We start from the raw sequence: 17,625 nt of genomic DNA on the forward strand, positions 1-17,625 counted from the left end.
AAAGCATGAAGATCCACGCATGGGCTGTCGGCATCGCCATCGCTTCGACGATGGCCAGCACACTGGCCCAGGACAAGGGCGATGATTTTGTGGGCTACTGGATCACGGCGCAGGGCGACGGGATTGTGGAGCTCAAGCGCTGTTCGCTGTTCAAGGATGCGCCCCCGACAGCGCTTTGCGGCGAGATCGTTTGGGACCGGGAGGTCGAAAACCCCAACCGAAGCGTCGCCCTGGACTGCAACAGAAAGGTGTTTCAGGCCACCAAGTTCAACGCCGGCGTGTGGACAGAAGGCTGGGCCTTCGACACACGCACCCGCAAGTTTCACAGCATCAAGCTGCGACTGAAGGACGGCAATTTGCACGCACGCGCCTATGTGGGCAGCGAGATCAACGGCGCGACAGAGGTGTTCACCCGGGTCGACACCGTGCCCCGTGGCTGCGAGCAGCGCGCCCCGGACCCGACCTCGGTCAAGGGCGCGGGCAAGTAGGCCTCAGCGGTGCGCCGACATCCGCGGCGCGACCACCGGCACCGTCAGCATGGTGCTGGCCACCGCCATCAGCAGCAGGGCGGTGAAGGTCTCGCTGGTGATGACCTGCTTGTCCAGCAGGATGTTGGCGAAGATGATCATGATCAGCGCCTTGGTCTGCAGCAGCCAGCCGATGACGCTGGCCTCGCCCGGGGCCCAGCCCAGCACGCGGCCGGCGATGCGCACGCCGATCAGCTTGCCCGCCACCGACACGAACAGCAGCAGCGCCGCCGCGGCGAACACCTCGGCACCGCCGACGGCCCAGTTGGTGCGCAGGCCGGTGGAGAGAAAGAACACCGGCATCATCACCAGCAGCACGTGGTGGCGCAGCTGGTCGAGCTTGTCCTGGTCGAACCAGTGCGCGTCCATGATCGCGCCGGCCAGGAAGGCGCCCACCATGTAGTGCAGGCCGGCCCAGTCGGCACCGAAGCCGCAGGCCGCGAGCCAGATCAGCGACACGTACCAGCGGTCGCGTTCCTGCAGCCAGGCCATCAGGCGCCGGAAGCCCCAGCCCAGCACCACAAAGGCGATCAGGAAGACGACCTGCTTGCCGATGCGGCTCCAGTCCATCAGGATCAGCGCCAGCACGCCCCAGATCGCGATGTCGTCCAGGCTGGCGTAGCGCAGGATGCGCTGGCCCAGCGGGTGGCGCAGGATCTCCAGCTTCTCCATCAGCAGGATCAGGATCGGCAGCGCGGTCACCGCGCAGGCCATGCCGATGCCCAGCACGAACTGCCAGTGCTGCGCCAGCGGCCCCATCCAGCCCGGGAACTGCAGCAACACCAGCGCGGCGCCGCAGCCCAGCAGCAGCGGCGATCCCAGCGCCAGGCCGGCGGTGATGCCGCTCTCGCGCCGGTGCTTCCAGGCCTGGGCCAGGTCCAGCTCGACGCCCGCGATCATCACGAACAGCATCACGGCCCACCAGGCGATGCCGTTGAGCGACTGCACCACCGCGGGCGTGAACACGAACTGGTAGTACTCGGGCGACCACTTGCCCAGCACCCCGGGCCCCAGCAGGATGCCCATGATGATCTGCACCACCACCAGCGGCGCGAAGTAGTCGGTGTTGAAGACTCTCCAGACCAGCCAGGGCAGGCTGAAGATGATCAGCATCGCGATCAGGAAGATCTCGGTGGTGTTCACGCCGGCCGCACCCCGGTGTACTCGCGGAAGATGCCCAGCGACACCGAGCAGCCCACGTCGGCAAAGCCAGCGCGCCGCAGGGCGTCCATGATGGTTTCGGGGTCCAGCGCCGCCTCGATGGTGTCGCCGTAGTAGGCCCAGAGCTTCTGCACGTCGGCGTGCCGGCCGGTGAGTCGCGCCATCAGCGGCACCAGCACCGAGATGTGGAAGCGCAGCAGGCCGCGCAGCAGGCGGCCGCGCGGGCGGCTGATTTCCATGATGCAGACCTTGCCGCCCGGCCTGAGCACGCGCAGGTACTCGGACAGCACCTTGTTCAGGTCGTCCACGTGGCGCAGGGCGTAGCCCATGGACACGAAGTCGGCCTGCGCATCGGGCAGCGGGATGGCCTCGCCGAAGGCCTCGATGGTCTCCACCGACACCTTCTTGCGCAGCTCGGCCAGCATGCCGGGCGAGGGGTCGACAGCGATCACCCGGCCCGTCGGGCCGACCAGCTCGACCCCGGCCACAGTGACCAGGCCGGTGCCGGCCGCCACGTCCACCAGCGTCATGCCGGCGGACAGGCCGTTGCGCTTGAGCACGTCGCGCCGGTACCAGGCGCCGCTGCCCAGCGCGGTCAGGCTTTCGGCGCTGTCGTAGCCGCCGGCCGCCTGGTTGAACATGGTCTGGGTGAGCGCGCGGCGCTCGCCCTCGCTCTTGAAATAGGGGCGCAGGCGCGGGTCGTCCTTGAGCGCGCCTTTGCCCTGGCCGGGGTTGTTCATTTCAGTGATCCGATCCAAAAAGACGCCGCCAGACCAGCAGGGGCAGGCGCAGCACGAAGCCGATGAAGAGGCGGGTGTGCATCCAGGTCAGCAGGGTGTTGTCGCGCAGGTATTTGAAGTGGGAGACGCCGCCTTCTTCGGCGCTGAGGTAGCGCACCGGGGCGTCGATGTTGACCGGCCGCACGCCGGCCCAGCACAGCCGTACCACGGCCTCGGGGTCGAAGTCGAAGCGGCGCATGAAGCGGTTGCCGCGCATGATCTTCGCCAGTGGCGCGATGGGGTAGACGCGGAAGCCGTAGAGCGAATCGCCCACGCCCATCCACAGCGTTTCCAGGTTGGCCCAGCCGTTGGAGACCTTGCGGCCGTTGACGCGCAGGGCCGGCGCCTCAGGGCCGAACACCGGTTTGCCCAGCACCATCGTGCGCGCGTCGCGCTGCGAGGCGGCCATGAAGGTCGGAATGAGGTCGGCCGGGTGCTGGCCGTCGGAGTCCATGGTCAGTGCGTGGGTGAAGCCCTCGCGCGCGGCCTGTTCGATGCCGGCGAGCACGGCCGAACCCTTGCCCTGGTTCTGCGGCAGCACGATGACACGCAGACCAGGGTCGCGGGCCGCTTCGGCCTGCAGCAGCCGGTCGGTGCCGTCGGTGCTGCCGTCGACGACGACCCACACGGGTGTCCATTGCGCGCGTGCCTGGCGCACGGTGTCGATGACACCCGGGCCGGGGTTGTAGCTGGGGATCAGCACCAGGTGGGTGCTCGAAGCAGAAGCGGTCATGCGGTTGGGGCGGTGGGCACGCGGACCTCGCGGCGGAAATAGGCCTCCAGCTCGGTGGTGAAGGCGGTGTGATCGGTGGGGGCGTCGAAGCGGCGGCCCAGTCGGGCCTTCACGGTCAGCGGCAGCACCGGCGGGCGCAGCAGCGGCCAGGCCTTGCCCAGGTAGGCGGTGGAAAAGTCCAGCAGCACGGTCTGCACCGGGGCACCGGCGCGGCGGGCGATCATGCCCACGGTGGGTCCCAGCGGGTCGACCGGAAAGTGCACGGTGCGGCTGCCTTCGGGGAACAGCACCAGGTGGGTGCCCTGCTGCAGCGCCTCGCAGCTGCCCGTGATGATCCGCAGGATGCCGTCGTTGCGCACGTAGCGGGCCAATCGGGCCGCCGAGCCGAACAGCGGGTTGTCCATCAGGCTGGCCTTCATCACGCAGATCGCGTCGGGCAGCTGCGAGACCAGGATCACCGCATCGAGCAGCGAGGGGTGGTTGGCGGCGATGACCAGCCCGCGCTCATGGCGCAGGCCTTCGATCTCGGTCAGGTCGAAGCGGCAGGCGCACAGGCGTTCCAGCAGGCCCAGGTAGAAGCGGAAACCCGCCGCGATCACGCGCCGGCCCAGCCGCTGGCCCACGGGCCGCGGCAGCAGCGGGTGCAGCAGCATGGCAAAGGGAAGCCAGGTCAGGCAGAGCAGCGCCAGGGCACCCAGGCCGGCGTGCATGGCCAGGTGCTCGTACAAAGTCCACAGCGGACCACGTGGCCGCAGCGTGTCATTCATCGACCGGTACGCGCTCGCTCGATTCGCCCAGCACCCAGGACACCGCCACGCCGCCGGCCACGTAGTGCCGCGTGCGCACCAGCGGGCTGGCCTCGAAGGCCGCGCCGCGCAGGCTGTCGTAGCGCAGGAAGGCGCCCACCCACTGGTTGCCGAAGCGCCTGGAGACGCCCACCAGGTACTGCATGCCGGCGAACCCGGCGCCGGCCCGGTAGGCCGCGCGGTCGGCGGTGGCGTAGGCGGCATCGACGCCGTAGAAATACTGGTGCTGCTTGCGGTCGCCGAACAGCGGACCGGCCTGCAGGCCGACGTTCCAGCCCGGCAGACCGGACAGGTCGCTGAGGTCCAGGTTGAGCTTGGGGTGCAGCACCCAGCCCAGGCTCTTCGGGTTGCGTTCCAGCGTGTAGGCCGCGCGCAGCGGCAGCAGCAGCTTGAGCTGGCGCGCCTTGCCCTCGGTCTGCCACAGGGTCAGGTTCAGCTGGGGACCAACCTCGAAGTTCGCGCGCAGGTCGGGCATGCCGGCGCGCGCCCGGATGTCCTCGCTCGATGCCGGCGGCGAGAGCGCGGCCGAGACCGTCAGCTCGGCGCGGTCGGAGTCGAACAGCTCGGCACGCACGCCGTCGCGGTCGGCCTTGAGGAACTCGCCGCGGTAGACGAAGTAGGGCGTGGGCAGCACGAAGGCCTGGCGCTGGTCCGAGCCGCGGTAGGCGGGAAAGCTCACCGCCGCCACACCGGCGCCGGCTTCCCACAGCGGCTTGTCTTCCGCGCCCAGGGCCGGGGCGGTGGCGCCGAGGCCCAGCAGCAGGCTGGCCATGCCGGGGGCGGAAGCGAGACGGTGCAGGGTCTTCATGCGTTGTACATGGCGGGGTCGTCCACCTTGCGGATGTTGAAGCGGCGCCGCTGCCAGGCCATGAAGGCGCGCCGGGGCTGGGTGATGTTGGCGATGTAGTACATCGCCTTGAACACGAGGATCGAGCGCCAGATCGGGGTCTTGCCGAACACGTCGCCTGCCAGCACCGACAGGATGGCTTCCTTGACGCGGAACACGTTTTTCGGACCCATCAGGAAGTCGCGCATGATCGGATTGGTGACGCGGTAGATGAACCAGGAGAACTCCTTGGGCCCATGGCGCATCACCCGGTCGAAACGCTTGAGCGCGGCGCTGGCTTGCTGCGGCTGGCGCAGGCAGGTGTCGATGGTGTCGGCGCCCACCACCGCGCTGTGCATGGCGAGCCAGACACCCGAGGAGAACACCGGGTCGATGAAGGCATAGGCGTCGCCGAGCATGAGGTAGCTCTGGCCGTGGTTGCGTTCGGAAACGTAAGAGAAGTTGCCGGTGGCTTCCACCGGGCTCACCTGCGTGGCCGTGGCCAGGCGCTCGGCCAGCGGCGGGCAGGTGGCGATGTTGTCCATCAGGAACTCCTGCAGGCTGCGCGAGCCCTTGGACTTCATGTGGTACGGCCAGGTGACCATGCCGATGCTGGTGGTGCCGTTGGTCAGCGGGATGAACCAGAACCAGCCGTGCGCGAACCAGAAGATGCGGATGTTGCCTTCTTCCTCGCCTTCACCGCGGCTGGCGCCGTGGAGGTGGGCGTAGAGGGCCGAGCTGTTGTGGCGCGGGTTGCGGTGCTTGATGCGGAAGCGGTTGGCCAGGAAGGTGTCGCGCCCCGAGGCGTCGACCACGAAGCGCGCGTGCCAGCGCACCGCCTGGTCATCCGCGTCCATGGCATTGACATAGGCGCCGCCGCCGTCCAGGAATTCGACCCCGGTGACCTTGACACCCTCCAGCGCCAGGGCGCCCTTGTTGCGCGCGTGGCGGAACAGGATGTGGTCGAAGTCGGCGCGCCGCACCTGGTAGGCGGCGGGCATGGACTTGTCCCAGGCGTCGGCGAAATAGAAGGTCTGGGCGCGGCCATGCTCCATGGAGACGAACTCCGCACCCGGCTTGTGCATGCCGATGGCCTTGATCTCGTCGGCGATGCCCATCTGCTCGAACAGCGGCATGTTGGCGGGCAGCAGCGATTCACCGATGTGAAAGCGCGGGTGGTGGGCCTTTTCGAGCAGCACCACCTGGTGGCCTTTTTCGGCGAGCAGGCTGGCCACCGTGGAGCCGGCCGGGCCGCCGCCGATGACCAGCACATCGCAGGAAGGGGCGCTGACGCTGCCCGGGGCCGGTGTGTTCATGGCGTGGGATTCGGAATGCAATGCGGAGGCCGCCGGGCGGGTGCCGGCGGAAGCCCCGCATCATAGTCCGTCCCCCTCAGCAGACCGGCTCGGGCAGGCGGCCTGGCAGCAGGGCGCGGGCCGGGTCGCTGGCGGTCGGGTCGGGCGTCACGAGCCGGCCCAGCGCGCCGGTGTCGAGCCCAGGGTGGTCGGCCAGTGCCCGACCGAGGATCTGCCCGGCCAGCGTATGCAGCTGGGCGTTGGACGTGCGGATGCGGGCCACGAAGCCGGCGGCGTCCAGCGTGTCGTTGAGGCTGCGGTTGAGTTCGGCGAACCAGGGCAGGGCGGCCTGGTCCAGCATCACCGCGGGGTTGCGCTTCTCGCTGACCACCGACCAGGCGCGCAGGAAGTCCTGCACCGCACGGTTGAGCGCCTGGCACCGGGCCAGCTCGGTGCGCAGCGCGGCCAGCGACGACAGGTCGGCCAGCCGGTCTTGGAACACGAACTGCGCCAGCACGCCCCAGTAGTAGGTGTAGTCCCAGATCACCTTGACCGGCAGCACCTCGGGGTCGCCGAAGATCGGGTACTGGTCCTGGTAGAGCGCCAGCGTGCTCTCGTAGAACGAGTGCAGCAGCTGGTCGAACACCTGCACCCGCGCGCCCAGGCGCTCGCCGCGCCGGTCCATGCTGACCAGCTCGGTGATGTAGGTGTTGCTGATGGCGATGAAGTCGCTGCCCGGCGAATAGAAGGGGTCGAGGAACAGCCCGGCCTCGCCGGTCAGCGCCCAGCGATCGGCCGAATAGACCTGCTTGCAGCCGTAGGAGAAGCGCTTGAAGAAGGCGAAGTCCTGCAGCAGGTGGCGCTTGTTGTCCAGCTCGTCGAACAGCAGCGGCTGGTAGGTCTGGAACCAGTCCATGGCCTTGTCGAAGGTGTCCATGGTGTCCAGCGGGTGGATGGCGGGGTCGGCCACGATGCCGACCGAGTGCGAGCCCGAGGACAGCGGAATCAGCCAGACCCAGTAGCCCGCACCGACCAGGTGGTTGGTCGAGAGCCAGCGCGCCGGCGGGTCGCAGCGCCCGCGCCACTCGGCGTTGTCGGTCCAGCGGTCGATCTCGATGCGGTCCTTGATGCGGAACCAGATCGCGTGGGCGGCGTGGTTGTTCGGTTCTGCCAGGCCGAGCTTGCGCTTGATCAGGCCGGCGCGGCCGCAGGCGTCGACCACCCAGCGGCTGTCCACCTCGTGTTGCGATGTGCCCAGCGAGTAGCCCACCCGGTGCAGGGCGGCCGGGTCGGCGGATGACTCGGCCAGGTGGATCTGCCGCACCATGGAGCCCTCGATCACCTCGATGCCGCGGCGGCGGGCCTCTTCGACCAGGAAGTTCTCGAAGATGCCACGGTCGATCTGGTAGCTGGGCACCGAGAGGTGGCGGCTGGCGCCGATCTCGGTCACCTGGTCCAGGTCGCGCCGGCCTTCGGAGAAGAAGAAGCGGAAACCGAACTTGCGCAGGTGGCGTTCGCGCAGGTGCTCGCCCAGCCCCAGCACCTTGTCGAAGTAGTGCGCACCGACCTCGACCGTCGATTCCCCCACCTTGTGGGCGGCTTCGGGCGCGGGGCCTGCGCGGCGCTCCAGCACCAGGATGTCCAGGTCGGGCTCTCTCTGTCGCAGTTGCAGTGCCAGCGTCAGGCCGGCCAGTCCACCACCGAGGATGACGACGTCGCGGGGAGGGTGTTGCGGATTCATGGCGGCAGTATCGCCGCATTGTTGCGCCGTGCGGCCTCAGGAAACGGGAAACCGCAGGGCTCAGGGGGCGATGCGCAGGTCCAGCGACTGGTGGGCCGACAGCGGCCAGACCAGCTGCGCCGGCTGCTCCGCAGCGAGGCACTCGAACAGGGGCAGGGCGGGCGCCATGGCGTTCTGGCCCAGCGCCTGCGCGGCGGGGCTGCGGGCGGCTGGCAGCTGGGCGGCGCCGGGGAGCAGTTGCCAGTCCAGCCGCGCAGTGCGGGCCGGCCCGGCTTGCGGCGCCAGCACCAGCGCCACGGCCAGGGCGCCCTGGCTGCAGGTGGTGTGGGTCAGGGCGCCGACCGCTGCGGTGTCGTAGGCCACGTACAGCACCGGCCGCTGCTCCGCCTCGCACTGCACCAGCGCTTCCAGCAGGCCATGGGCGAAGCTGTGCGCGGCGCCGCTGACCGAGGTGTTGCCTTGGCTGTTGCGGGTGAGCATGCTCCAGAACCCGGCGGGTGCGTTGTGGATCGAGTGCAGGAACCGGGTGGGCGACACCAGCGTGGGCGTGTGCACCAGGGTGCGGCACAGCTCGTCGATCACCGGCAGGTCGCCGTGGGCCGAGGCGAACACCGAGAGCAGCTGATCGGGATCGTGGCCGCAGGCCGCCACCGCTTCGTGCGCTGCGGCCAGGGACAGCGCCACCGTCTGGGGGGCGCGGCGCCGCTCGGCCGGTGGCAGCTGGCTGGGCGGTGGAATCGGCAGCGGCGGCTCCACCGGGGATGCTTCGCCCCGCAGCGCGGAACGCGCCGCCGCCCAGCCGGGCAGGGTGGGCGACCAGAGCGCGAGGCCGTCGATGTGGGCGCTGAACCGGCTCATGAATCCGCTCCATCGTAGCGACCGAACACCAGCACGCAGTTGCTGCCGCCAAAGGCAAAGGCGTGGCTGGCCACCGCGCGCACCCGCTGTTCCCGCGGCGCCAGCAGCAGCCGGCCCTGGAGGCCAGCCTCGGGTGCGCGGGTGTTCACGGTGCCGGGCAGCAGACCGTGTTCCAGCGCCAGCAGGCTGAAGACCGCGCCCAGGGCGCCGGCCGCGCCCAGGGTGTGGCCGGTCATGCCCTTGGTGGAGCTGACCGGCGTGTCGGGGGAGAAGCGCCGCCCGATCAGCCGCGCCTCAACCTCGTCGTTCTTGGGCGTGGCAGTGCCGTGCAGGTGCAGGTAGCCGATGTCGCCGGTGTCCAGCCCGGCGCGGGCCAGCGCCTGGTCCAGCGCGGCCTCCGCGCCCGCACCGTCGGGGTCGGGGGCGGACAGATGGTGGGCGTCGCTGGACTCGCCGTGGCCCAGCAGCTGCAGGCCGCCGCTGCCGAGTTCGCCCCGTTCGAGCAATGCGAAAGCCGCGGCCTCGCCGATGCTGATGCCCCGGCGTGCCTCGTCGAAGGGCCGGCAGGGTTCGGGCGAGACCAGCTGCAGCGCGTGAAAGCCGAACAGCACGCTGCCGCACAGGCTGTCGACCCCGCCGACCACCGCTGCGTCGGCCAGACCCAGGCGGATCAGGCGCTCGGCGGCGGCAAAGGCCTTGGCGCTGGACGAGCAGGCGGTGGACACCGTGAGCGCCGGTCCCTGCAGGCCCAGCGCCTCCTGCGTGAAACCGGTGAGCGAATGCAAGGTGTGCAACGCGGGGTTGTCTGGTTGGGGCGGGAACACGCCGGTGGCGTCGAGCGCCTGGTAGGCGTCCTCGGTGGCACCGATGCTGGCGGTGGAAGAGCCGAGCACCAGGGCCACCCGGCCGGCGCCGTGGCGCTGCACCGCGGCGCCGACTTCATCCGCAAAGCTGTCCGCCAGCAAACCCCGCCAGGCCAGCCGGTTGTTGCGGCAGTCCCAGTGCGCCCAGCGCGCCGGCAAGGGCTGGCCCAGCCCGTCGACGCGGCCGACCCAGGTGCTCAGGGGCTCGGCCATCGGTTCGGCGCCAAAGTCGTGGGGTCCGAGCGGGCGCAGGCCGCTGCGGCCCTGCGCGATGGCGTCCCGCATCGCCGCCCGGCCGTCGCCCAGGGCCGACACGGCGGTGAAGGCTCGGACGCGAAGCGGAGGAATGGGCACGGTGATCGGTCGGTGGATGGGGTGGTGGCCGGCATTGTAGGGAGCCGACCCGGGGCCGCGGACACACCACCCCCCGGTAAAATCACAGGTCCGTTTCTATGGCGCCTGCTGGCGCGCACCCCCCACCCCATGCCCCCTTCGACGACCGAACTGCCTCCGCCGGCGGCCTCTTCCGTGTGGCCCTGGGTCAAAGGCGTGGCAGCGGCCCTGGTGGCGGTGGCCTGGGCCGTCGCCTCGCATGTGGCGGCCGGGCAGAGCGAGCCGTCTGGCTGGGGGGCGGCGCTGGCGCTGGCGCCTGTGTGCACGGCCCTGGCGCTCGGCCTGTGGAGCCTGTCTGCGCGCTGGCTGGGCCTGACGGGACTGGCCCTGATGGCGGCGCTGCTGGTCGGCGCCTGGCCCTGGCTCACCGCGCGCGTGCCGCTGCTGTTCTTCCTGGACCAGACCGGCGTCTATATATTGATGGCGGTGGTGTTCGGCCGCACCCTGCGGGGGCCGGGCGAGTCGCTGGTGACCCAGATGGCGCGGCTGGTCCACGGCGGCGTGCTGTCGGCCCGGCAACTGGTCTACACCCGCGGGGTCACGGTCGCCTGGAGCCTGTTCTTCCTGGTCATGGCCCTGGTGTCGGTGGCGCTGTTCCTGTGGGCGCCCACGCCTGTCTGGTCGACCTTTGCCTACCTGCTGGGTGGCCCTCTGATCGGCCTGATGTTCCTGGGCGAGTTCCTCTGGCGCCGCCACGCGCTGGCCGGCGAGGACAACGCCACCATCGCCGACGCCATCCGCGCCTGGAAGGCGCACAACGCCGACAAGACGCCCTGATTTTTTTCCGCCCGCCACCCGCGGGCCGTTTGCACCGATGTTCATCCACCTGCGCCTGCACACCGAGTTTTCCGTCGTCGACGGCACCAACCGCATCGACGACACCGTGGCCGCGGCGCAGGCCGACGGCCAGCCCGCGCTGGCGATCACCGACCTCAACAATCTGTTCGGCGCGGTCAAGTTCTACAAGGCCGCCCGTGGGGCTGGCGTCAAGCCGCTGCTGGGGGCCGAGGTGTCGCTGGCCGGTTTCACCGACGAGACGCCGGGTGCCATGCCCGGCGCCCACCAGCCGCCGGCGCCGCGCGTGATCCTGCTGGTGCAGGACAAGCAGGGCTACCTCAACCTCAGCGAGCTGCTCGCCCGCGCCTGGACGCGCAGCGACGGCCGGGCCGGTGCGGTGGTGCAGCGCGAATGGCTGGAGGAACTCAACGCCGGCCTGCTGATGCTCTCCGGCGCCCAGGCCGGCCCCGTGGGGCAGGCGCTGGTGCAGGGCGATGCCTCGCGCGCCGCCGACCTGGCACTGCAGCTGGCCAGCCTGTTCCCGCACCGCTTCTACGTCGAGTTGCAGCGCGCCGGCCGCGCCGACGACGAGCGCCACGTGGTGGCTGCGGTGCAGCTGGCCGCGCGCCTGCACCTGCCGGTGGTGGCCACGCACCCGGTGCAGTTCCTGGCCGAAGACGACTACGAGGCGCACGAGGCGCGGGTCTGCATTGCCGAGGGCGAGATCCTGGCCAACAACCGCCGCGTGCGCCGCTTCACCCGCGAGCAGTACTTCAAGTCGTCGGCGCAGATGGCCGAGCTGTTCGCCGACATCCCGTCAGCCGTCGCCAACACGCTGGAAATCGCCAAGCGCTGCAACCTGACCCTGGTGCTGGGCAAGCCGCAGCTGCCGAACTTCCCGATCCCGCCCGTGGACGGCCGGATCATGTCGGTGGAGGAGTACTTCCGCCACGTGTCCTACGAGGGACTGGAAGGGCGCCTGAAGCACCTCTTCCCCAACGAGGCCAAGCGCGAGGAGCAGCGCCCGCGCTACGTCGAGCGGCTGGAGTTCGAGCTCAACACCATCCTGAAGATGGGGTTCCCGGGCTACTTCCTGATCGTGTCGGACTTCATCAAGTGGGCCAAGGAAAACGGCTGCCCGGTGGGCCCGGGCCGGGGCTCGGGCGCCGGTTCGCTGGTGGCATACGCGCTGCTCATCACAGACCTCGACCCGCTGCAGTACAACCTGCTGTTCGAGCGCTTCCTGAACCCGGAGCGGGTGTCCATGCCCGACTTCGACATCGACTTCTGCCAGTCCAACCGCGACCGGGTGATCGACTATGTGAAGGACCGCTACGGCAAGGACGCGGTGAGCCAGATCGCGACCTTCGGCACCATGGCCGCGCGCGCGGCCATCCGCGACGTGGGCCGGGTGCTCGACTTCTCCTACGGTTTCTGCGACGGCATCTCCAAGCTCATCCCCAACAAGCCGGGCATGAGCGTGACGCTGCAGTACCCGCCGGTGCCCAAGAAAGAGGGCGACAAGAACAACTACGCCATCGAGATGGAGCCCATCCTGGCGGAGCGCATCGAGAAGGAAGAGGACGTCAAGACCCTGATCGAGCTGGCGCAGAAGCTCGAAGGCATGACGCGCAACATCGGCATGCACGCCGGGGGCGTGCTGATCGCGCCGGGCAAGCTCACCGATTTCTGCCCGCTCTACCAGCAGCCGGGCAGCGAGTCGGCGGTGAGCCAGTACGACAAGGACGATGTGGAGGCCATCGGCCTGGTGAAGTTCGACTTTCTGGGGCTGGCCACGCTGACCATCCTGGAGATCGCGCGCGAGTTCATCATGAAGCGCCACAAGGGCCAGGAGAACTTCCGCTTCGAGGATGTGCCGCTGGACGACAGGGCGGTCTATGCGCTGTTCTCCAAGGGCCAGACCGAGGCGGTGTTCCAGTTTGAAAGCCGCGGCATGCAGGGCATGCTGCGCGACGCCAAGCCTTCGCGGCTGGAAGACCTGATCGCCCTGAACGCGCTGTACCGCCCGGGCCCGATGGACCTGATCCCCAGCTTCGTGGCGCGCAAGCACGGGCGCGAAGCGGTGGACTACCCGCACCCGGCGGTGGCCGAGATGCTCAGCGAGACCTACGGGATCATGGTCTACCAGGAGCAGGTGATGCAGACCGCCCAGATCCTGGGCGGCTACTCGCTCGGCGGCGCCGACCTGCTGCGCCGGGCCATGGGCAAGAAAAAGGCCGAGGAAATGGCCGAGCACCGCGAGAAGTTCCGCGCCGGCGCCCTGGCCACCCACGGCATTCCGCAGGACAAGGCCGACGAGGTCTTCGACCTGATGGAGAAGTTCGCCGGCTACGGCTTCAACAAGTCGCACGCCGCCGCCTACTCGCTGCTGGCCTACCACACGGCCTGGCTGAAGGTGCACTACACCGCCGAGTTCTTCTGCGCCAACATGACGGTGGAAATGGACGACACCGACAAGCTCAAGGTGTTGTGGGAGGACGCGCGCAAGATGGGCATGGCCTTCGAGCCGCCCGATGTGAACCGCGGCGGCTACCGTTTCGAGCCGGTGACCGACAAGCTCATCCGCTACGGCCTGGGGGCCGTCAAGGGCACGGGCCAGCAGGCCATCGAAGCCATCGTCGCGGCGCGCGAAGGGCGCGGCGAGGGTCCGAACGGCGACGAAAAAGGCCCCTTCACCAGCCTGTTCAACTTCTGCCTGCGGGTGGACCGCCAGCGCATCAACAAGCGCACGGTGGAAGCGCTGATCAAGGCGGGGGCCTTCGACGCGCTCAACCTCAACCGGGCCGAGCTGCTGGCCTCGCTGGACGTGGCCTTCGAGTACGCGGCGGCCACGCAGGCCAACGCCCACCAGGGCGGGCTGTTCGACATGCTGGGTGGCGACGACCACGGCTCCAGCACGCAGGAGCCGGCCTACGAGACCACCACGCCCTGGGGCGTCAAGGAGCGCCTGACGCACGAGAAGACCGCCATCGGCTTCTACTTCTCGGGCCACCTGTTCGACGAGGTCGAGCGCGAGGTGCGGCGCTTTGCGCGCACGCCGCTGACCGACGTGAAGGAAAGCCGCGATCCCGTCATCCTGGCCGGCATCGTGTCGGACTTCCGGGTCATCAATGGCCAGCGCGGCAAGCTGGCCTTCTTCAAGCTCGACGACAAGACTGGCGTGCTCGAAGTCAGCGCCGACGAGAACCTGATCAACCAGTACCGCAACCTGCTCAAGGACGACGAGCTGCTGGTGGTGCAGGCGCTGGTGCAGCCCGACCGTTTCTCGGGCGGGCTGCGGCTGAAGATCCAGCAGATCTGGGACCTGGCGGCCGCCCGCTGCCGCTTCGGCAAGTACCTGCGGGTGGCGGTCAACGGCCACGCGCCGGCCATTGCCCAGCTGGTGCGGGACTTCCCGCCCCGGCGCGAAGAAACCGAGCAGGGCGAACTGGTCCGGGGGCTGGGGGTGCGGCTGATGGTGGAGCGCTCCGGTGCGCGCTGCGAGCTGCAGCTGGACGACCGGGCGCTGTTCTTCCCGACCGATGCGGCCCTGGCCAGCTGGATGGCGCAGGCCCACGAGCGGCGCGCCGAAATCGTGTTCGACTGACGGCTCACCGCGCTCTTACAGAAAAAACCCCCCTGGGTTGTCAATCCTGTCACGCCCGGGTGTGCCTGGGCGGTCAAGTCGGCGCATGCTGCGCCGATGATTTCGACAACCATGAAACTGCAATATAAGGCCTGGGCGCTGGTCTTTGCCATCGTCGGGCTCGCCGCCGGCTCGGCCATGCTGGGCGCCCGATACATCGTCGGAGAATCGTTCGCCCAGCTCGAAACCGACCGTGCCCAGCGCGAAGGCGAGCGGGCGCGGCGGGTGCTCGACCAGCAGGTGCAGTCCCTCAGCGCCACCAACCGCGACTACGCCCAGTGGGTGGACGCGGTCGACTTCCTGCAGGGGCGCAAACCCGAGTTCATGGACGACAACTTCGACGTCGGCAACCTGGGGTACCTGCGCATTTCCGAAGTGGCGGTGTTTGATGCCAAGGGCGCGCTGGTCACCAGCGTGACCGTGGACGACCAGGGGCGCAAGGCGGCGGTGCCGGCCGCGCGCATCGAACCTCTCAGGCCCCTGGCCCGGGAGGTGCTGGCGTCATCCGAGCCTCTTTCCTCTTTCCAGACCCTTCGCGTCGCCGACGGTCAGCTGGACATGGTGGCCGTGGCCTCGGTGCAACGGCCCGGCGTCAGCGGGGCGCCGGCGGTCGGCGCCATCGTCATGGTTCGCCGCTTCGACCAGGCCGAACTGGCGCGTTTCTCGGAAGTGCTGATGACGCCGCTGTCGCTGTCGTTCGACGCGCCCAGCCACCGCGGACAGGACCTGCACCTCGAACCGGTCGATGACCAGCGTGCCGACCTGCACGCGGTGCTGAAGGACCACAAGGGCCAGCCGGTCGCGGAACTGGTGCTGGGGCTTGACCGTTCGCTCGCGGAGCAGGCTCGGGTGCTGACCTGGCAGGGCATCGGTCTGGCGGCGCTCGCCGGGCTGTTCGCCAGCGTCGTGCTGGCGTTTCTGCTGGACCGCCTGGTGCTGCGCCGCCTGCAGAAGCTGCACCACGATGTGAATCGCATCACGGTGGACGGACCCACCGCGGGTCACGAGGTCCGGGTGGCCGGTGATGACGAACTCACCCAGCTGGCCGAGGGCGTCAACGGACTGCTGAGCCGGGTCCGCTCCGATGCCCAGGCGCAGCGCGAGGCGCATGTGCAGCAGGAAGCCTTGCAGGTGCAGCTCATGCAGTCGCAGAAGACCGAGGCGCTGGGTCGCCTGACCGGCGGCATCGCGCACGACTTCAACAACTCGCTGGCCGCGATCACCGGCTGGATCCGCCTGGCCAGCGAAGACCTGGACAGCACCCACCCGAGCCACGAGGCCCTGCAGCAGGCGCTCAAGTCGACGCGCTACGCGGACGGGCTGATGCGCCAGCTGCTGGCCTTCGGCCGGCAGTCCGCGCCCCGGCTGCGCCGTCTGCACTGGGCGGCGCTGATCGAGGAGACGCGCGTGATGGTCTCCGCCGGCCTGACCCGCGACTGCGAGCTGGTGGTGCACTACGAGGTCGACGACGACGAGGTCGATGCCGACCCCACGCAGCTGCAGCAGGTGCTGGTGAACCTGCTGATCAACGCGGCCGACGCCATGAAAGGGCAGGGGCGCATCGATCTCACGCTGGGCTCGGCGGAGCTTCCCCCCGGGCGCGGCCACGAGCTGCCCGCCGGGGCCACCGACCTCCCCGACGGGCGCTACCTGGTGCTGCGGGTGCGCGACCACGGGCCGGGCATACCGCAAGAGCACGTGGACCGGGTGTTCGACCCTTTCTTCACCACCAAGGCCAAGGGACGGGGCACCGGACTGGGCCTCTCGGTGGCGCAGGGCATCATGGCCCGGCACCATGGATCGCTGGGCCTGGTCAACGGCCCGGATGGTGCGTGCTTCGTGTTGTGCCTGCCCGCCAGCCAGCGCGACGAGGCTGTGGCCTCCGTCACCACCCCGGGCGGGCCGGGCAAGGGGCGCCAGCTGCTGTTCGTGGACGACGACCAGTCGGTGCGCCACGCCTGGGCCGCGCTGCTGGAGCGCAAGGGCTGGCAGGTGACGCGCTCACGCGACGGCGAAGAGGCCTGGAGCCAGTTCTCGCAGACGGGCAAGCACTTCGACGTGGTGCTGACCGACCAGTCCATGCCGCGCCTGGACGGCGTGGGGCTGGCCCAGAGGATCCGGGCCACCCGCACTCCGCCGCCCGTGGTGCTGATGAGTGGTCACGTCGACGAGGTCGAGGCGGGCCTGCTCAAGACGCTGTTTGCGGCGGTGTTGCACAAGCCGGTGGATCCCACCGAGCTGGACCGGGTGCTGCAAAGTCTGCCGTTGCCCGAAGAGGCACCGGCGACCCAGTTCTGAGACCCGGGTCAGTCCGTCGGGCGGACCACGATGATGATGGGCGAGGGGACCCGGCCATCGACATTGCGCGGCAGCGAGCCGGTGCGGTCAATGGCCTTCAGCGCCGCCTCGTCCCAGGCCGGGTTGCCGCTGCTGTCGACCACGCGCCGTGACGTGATGGTGCCGTCGGACAGCGCGCGCACTTCGATCTCCGTGCGCAGCGAGCGGGGGAAATCTTCCGTGTAGCGGATGTTGGGACTGACCTTGGCCCGGACCCTGCCTGCGTAGCCCGACGACGGGCCGCTGGACTGCTGGGCCGAGCCGCGGGCTTCGGGGCCGCCGCTGGCACCCACCTGGCCCATGATCCGGCGCATTTGCTCTTCGCGCGCGGCCTTGGCGAGTTGGTCCTGCCGGCGCTCTTCAGCAGCTTTTCGCTCCTGTTCCTTTTTGGCCAGTTCCTTCTTCTTCAGGTCGTCGGCCTTTTTCTTTTCGGCCAGTTCCTTCTCTCTCTTCTCGCGCTCGGCCTTGTCCTTGGCCGCTTTTTCCTTCTTCGCCTCTTCAAGCTCGCGCCGCTTCTCTTCTTCCAGCTTCTTCTGCTTGGCCTTCTCGGTCGCGATGTCCGGCTGCTTCACCGTCGGCTGGGGTGGTGGTGGCTCGGGCTTGGGTTCCGGCTTCGGTTCGGGTTTGGGCTCCGGCCGGGGCTCCGGTTCGGGTGGCGGCGGCGGGGGAGGCTCCACCGCACGGGGTGCCGCCTCGCGCGGCAGGGCCGACCAGATCTCGGCCTCGAACGCCACCTGAGGCTCGTCCTGCTTCCAGTGCACCCCCCAGGTCAGGGCCGCCATCAGCAGCACGTGCGCGCCCAGGGCCAGCGCCAGCGGCGTTCCCCAGCGGCCGGAGCGCGGCGGCTTGAAGTCGATGGCGTCGGTGATGATCTGCATGTCCG

General features: G+C 69.3%; 14 protein-coding genes. 4 read left to right on the top strand and 10 right to left on the bottom strand.

The window, feature by feature from the left end; all coding sequences use genetic code 11:
- Positions 1 to 5: 5 nt before the first annotated feature.
- Positions 6 to 488: a DUF2147 domain-containing protein gene (locus tag HFL01S_RS18790; RefSeq protein ID WP_066261335.1), complete on the top strand. Its 483-nt coding sequence runs from the start codon at positions 6 to 8 to the stop codon at positions 486 to 488.
- Positions 489 to 491: 3 nt separating this feature from the next.
- Here HFL01S_RS18790 and HFL01S_RS18795 read toward each other — a convergent pair whose 3' ends face one another.
- The 9 genes from HFL01S_RS18795 to HFL01S_RS18835 form a co-directional block, all read right to left on the bottom strand.
- On the bottom strand, positions 492 to 1,670 hold the full coding sequence (locus HFL01S_RS18795; protein ID WP_245644862.1) for a cation:proton antiporter: 1,179 nt from the start codon (positions 1,668 to 1,670) through the stop codon (positions 492 to 494).
- Positions 1,667 to 2,428, bottom strand: coding sequence for a class I SAM-dependent methyltransferase (locus HFL01S_RS18800; protein ID WP_066261336.1), 762 nt, complete (start codon positions 2,426 to 2,428; stop codon positions 1,667 to 1,669). The genes HFL01S_RS18795 and HFL01S_RS18800 overlap by 4 nt, the downstream gene beginning before the upstream one ends.
- A 1-nt stretch (position 2,429) precedes the next feature.
- Positions 2,430 to 3,200 (bottom strand): glycosyltransferase family 2 protein, encoded by a 771-nt coding sequence (locus HFL01S_RS18805; protein WP_066261337.1) that lies wholly within the window; start codon positions 3,198 to 3,200, stop codon positions 2,430 to 2,432.
- On the bottom strand, positions 3,197 to 3,967 hold the full coding sequence (locus tag HFL01S_RS18810; RefSeq protein WP_066261339.1) for a lysophospholipid acyltransferase family protein: 771 nt from the start codon (positions 3,965 to 3,967) through the stop codon (positions 3,197 to 3,199). Before HFL01S_RS18810 ends, HFL01S_RS18805 begins: the two co-directional genes overlap by 4 nt.
- A complete protein-coding gene (locus HFL01S_RS18815; RefSeq protein WP_066261341.1) occupies positions 3,960 to 4,814 on the bottom strand; it encodes a MipA/OmpV family protein in 855 nt (284 codons plus the stop codon). The genes HFL01S_RS18810 and HFL01S_RS18815 overlap by 8 nt, the downstream gene beginning before the upstream one ends.
- Complete coding sequence (locus tag HFL01S_RS18820) at positions 4,811 to 6,148, bottom strand: NAD(P)/FAD-dependent oxidoreductase (RefSeq protein WP_066261342.1); 1,338 nt, start codon at positions 6,146 to 6,148, stop codon at positions 4,811 to 4,813. Before HFL01S_RS18820 ends, HFL01S_RS18815 begins: the two co-directional genes overlap by 4 nt.
- A gap of 76 nt (positions 6,149 to 6,224) precedes the next feature.
- Positions 6,225 to 7,868, bottom strand: a complete 1,644-nt coding sequence (locus HFL01S_RS18825) for an NAD(P)/FAD-dependent oxidoreductase (RefSeq protein WP_084383485.1) — start codon at positions 7,866 to 7,868, stop codon at positions 6,225 to 6,227.
- A gap of 60 nt (positions 7,869 to 7,928) precedes the next feature.
- Positions 7,929 to 8,726, bottom strand: coding sequence for a beta-ketoacyl synthase chain length factor (locus HFL01S_RS18830; protein ID WP_066261343.1), 798 nt, complete (start codon positions 8,724 to 8,726; stop codon positions 7,929 to 7,931).
- Positions 8,723 to 9,937 (bottom strand): beta-ketoacyl-ACP synthase, encoded by a 1,215-nt coding sequence (locus HFL01S_RS18835; protein ID WP_066261398.1) that lies wholly within the window; start codon positions 9,935 to 9,937, stop codon positions 8,723 to 8,725. The genes HFL01S_RS18830 and HFL01S_RS18835 overlap by 4 nt, the downstream gene beginning before the upstream one ends.
- Positions 9,938 to 10,072: 135 nt before the next feature.
- Between HFL01S_RS18835 and HFL01S_RS18840 the strand changes: the two genes are divergently transcribed.
- From HFL01S_RS18840 to HFL01S_RS18850, 3 genes are all read left to right on the top strand, one after another.
- Positions 10,073 to 10,759, top strand: coding sequence for a COG4648 family protein (locus HFL01S_RS18840; RefSeq protein WP_066261344.1), 687 nt, complete (start codon positions 10,073 to 10,075; stop codon positions 10,757 to 10,759).
- A 37-nt stretch (positions 10,760 to 10,796) separates the two neighbouring features.
- Positions 10,797 to 14,366 (top strand): DNA polymerase III subunit alpha, encoded by a 3,570-nt coding sequence (dnaE, locus tag HFL01S_RS18845; protein WP_066261345.1) that lies wholly within the window; start codon positions 10,797 to 10,799, stop codon positions 14,364 to 14,366.
- Positions 14,367 to 14,477: 111 nt separating this feature from the next.
- A complete protein-coding gene (locus HFL01S_RS18850) occupies positions 14,478 to 16,703 on the top strand; it encodes an ATP-binding protein (protein ID WP_066261349.1) in 2,226 nt (741 codons plus the stop codon).
- Positions 16,704 to 16,711: 8 nt separating this feature from the next.
- On the opposite strand, the gene tolA is transcribed toward HFL01S_RS18850, so the two are convergent.
- Positions 16,712 to 17,620, bottom strand: a complete 909-nt coding sequence (gene tolA / locus HFL01S_RS18855) for a cell envelope integrity protein TolA (RefSeq protein WP_066261351.1) — start codon at positions 17,618 to 17,620, stop codon at positions 16,712 to 16,714.
- Between the last annotated feature and the right edge of the window lie 5 nt (positions 17,621 to 17,625).

The organism is Hydrogenophaga flava NBRC 102514 (genome assembly GCF_001571145.1).
GTDB lineage: Bacteria > Pseudomonadota > Gammaproteobacteria > Burkholderiales > Burkholderiaceae_C > Hydrogenophaga > Hydrogenophaga flava.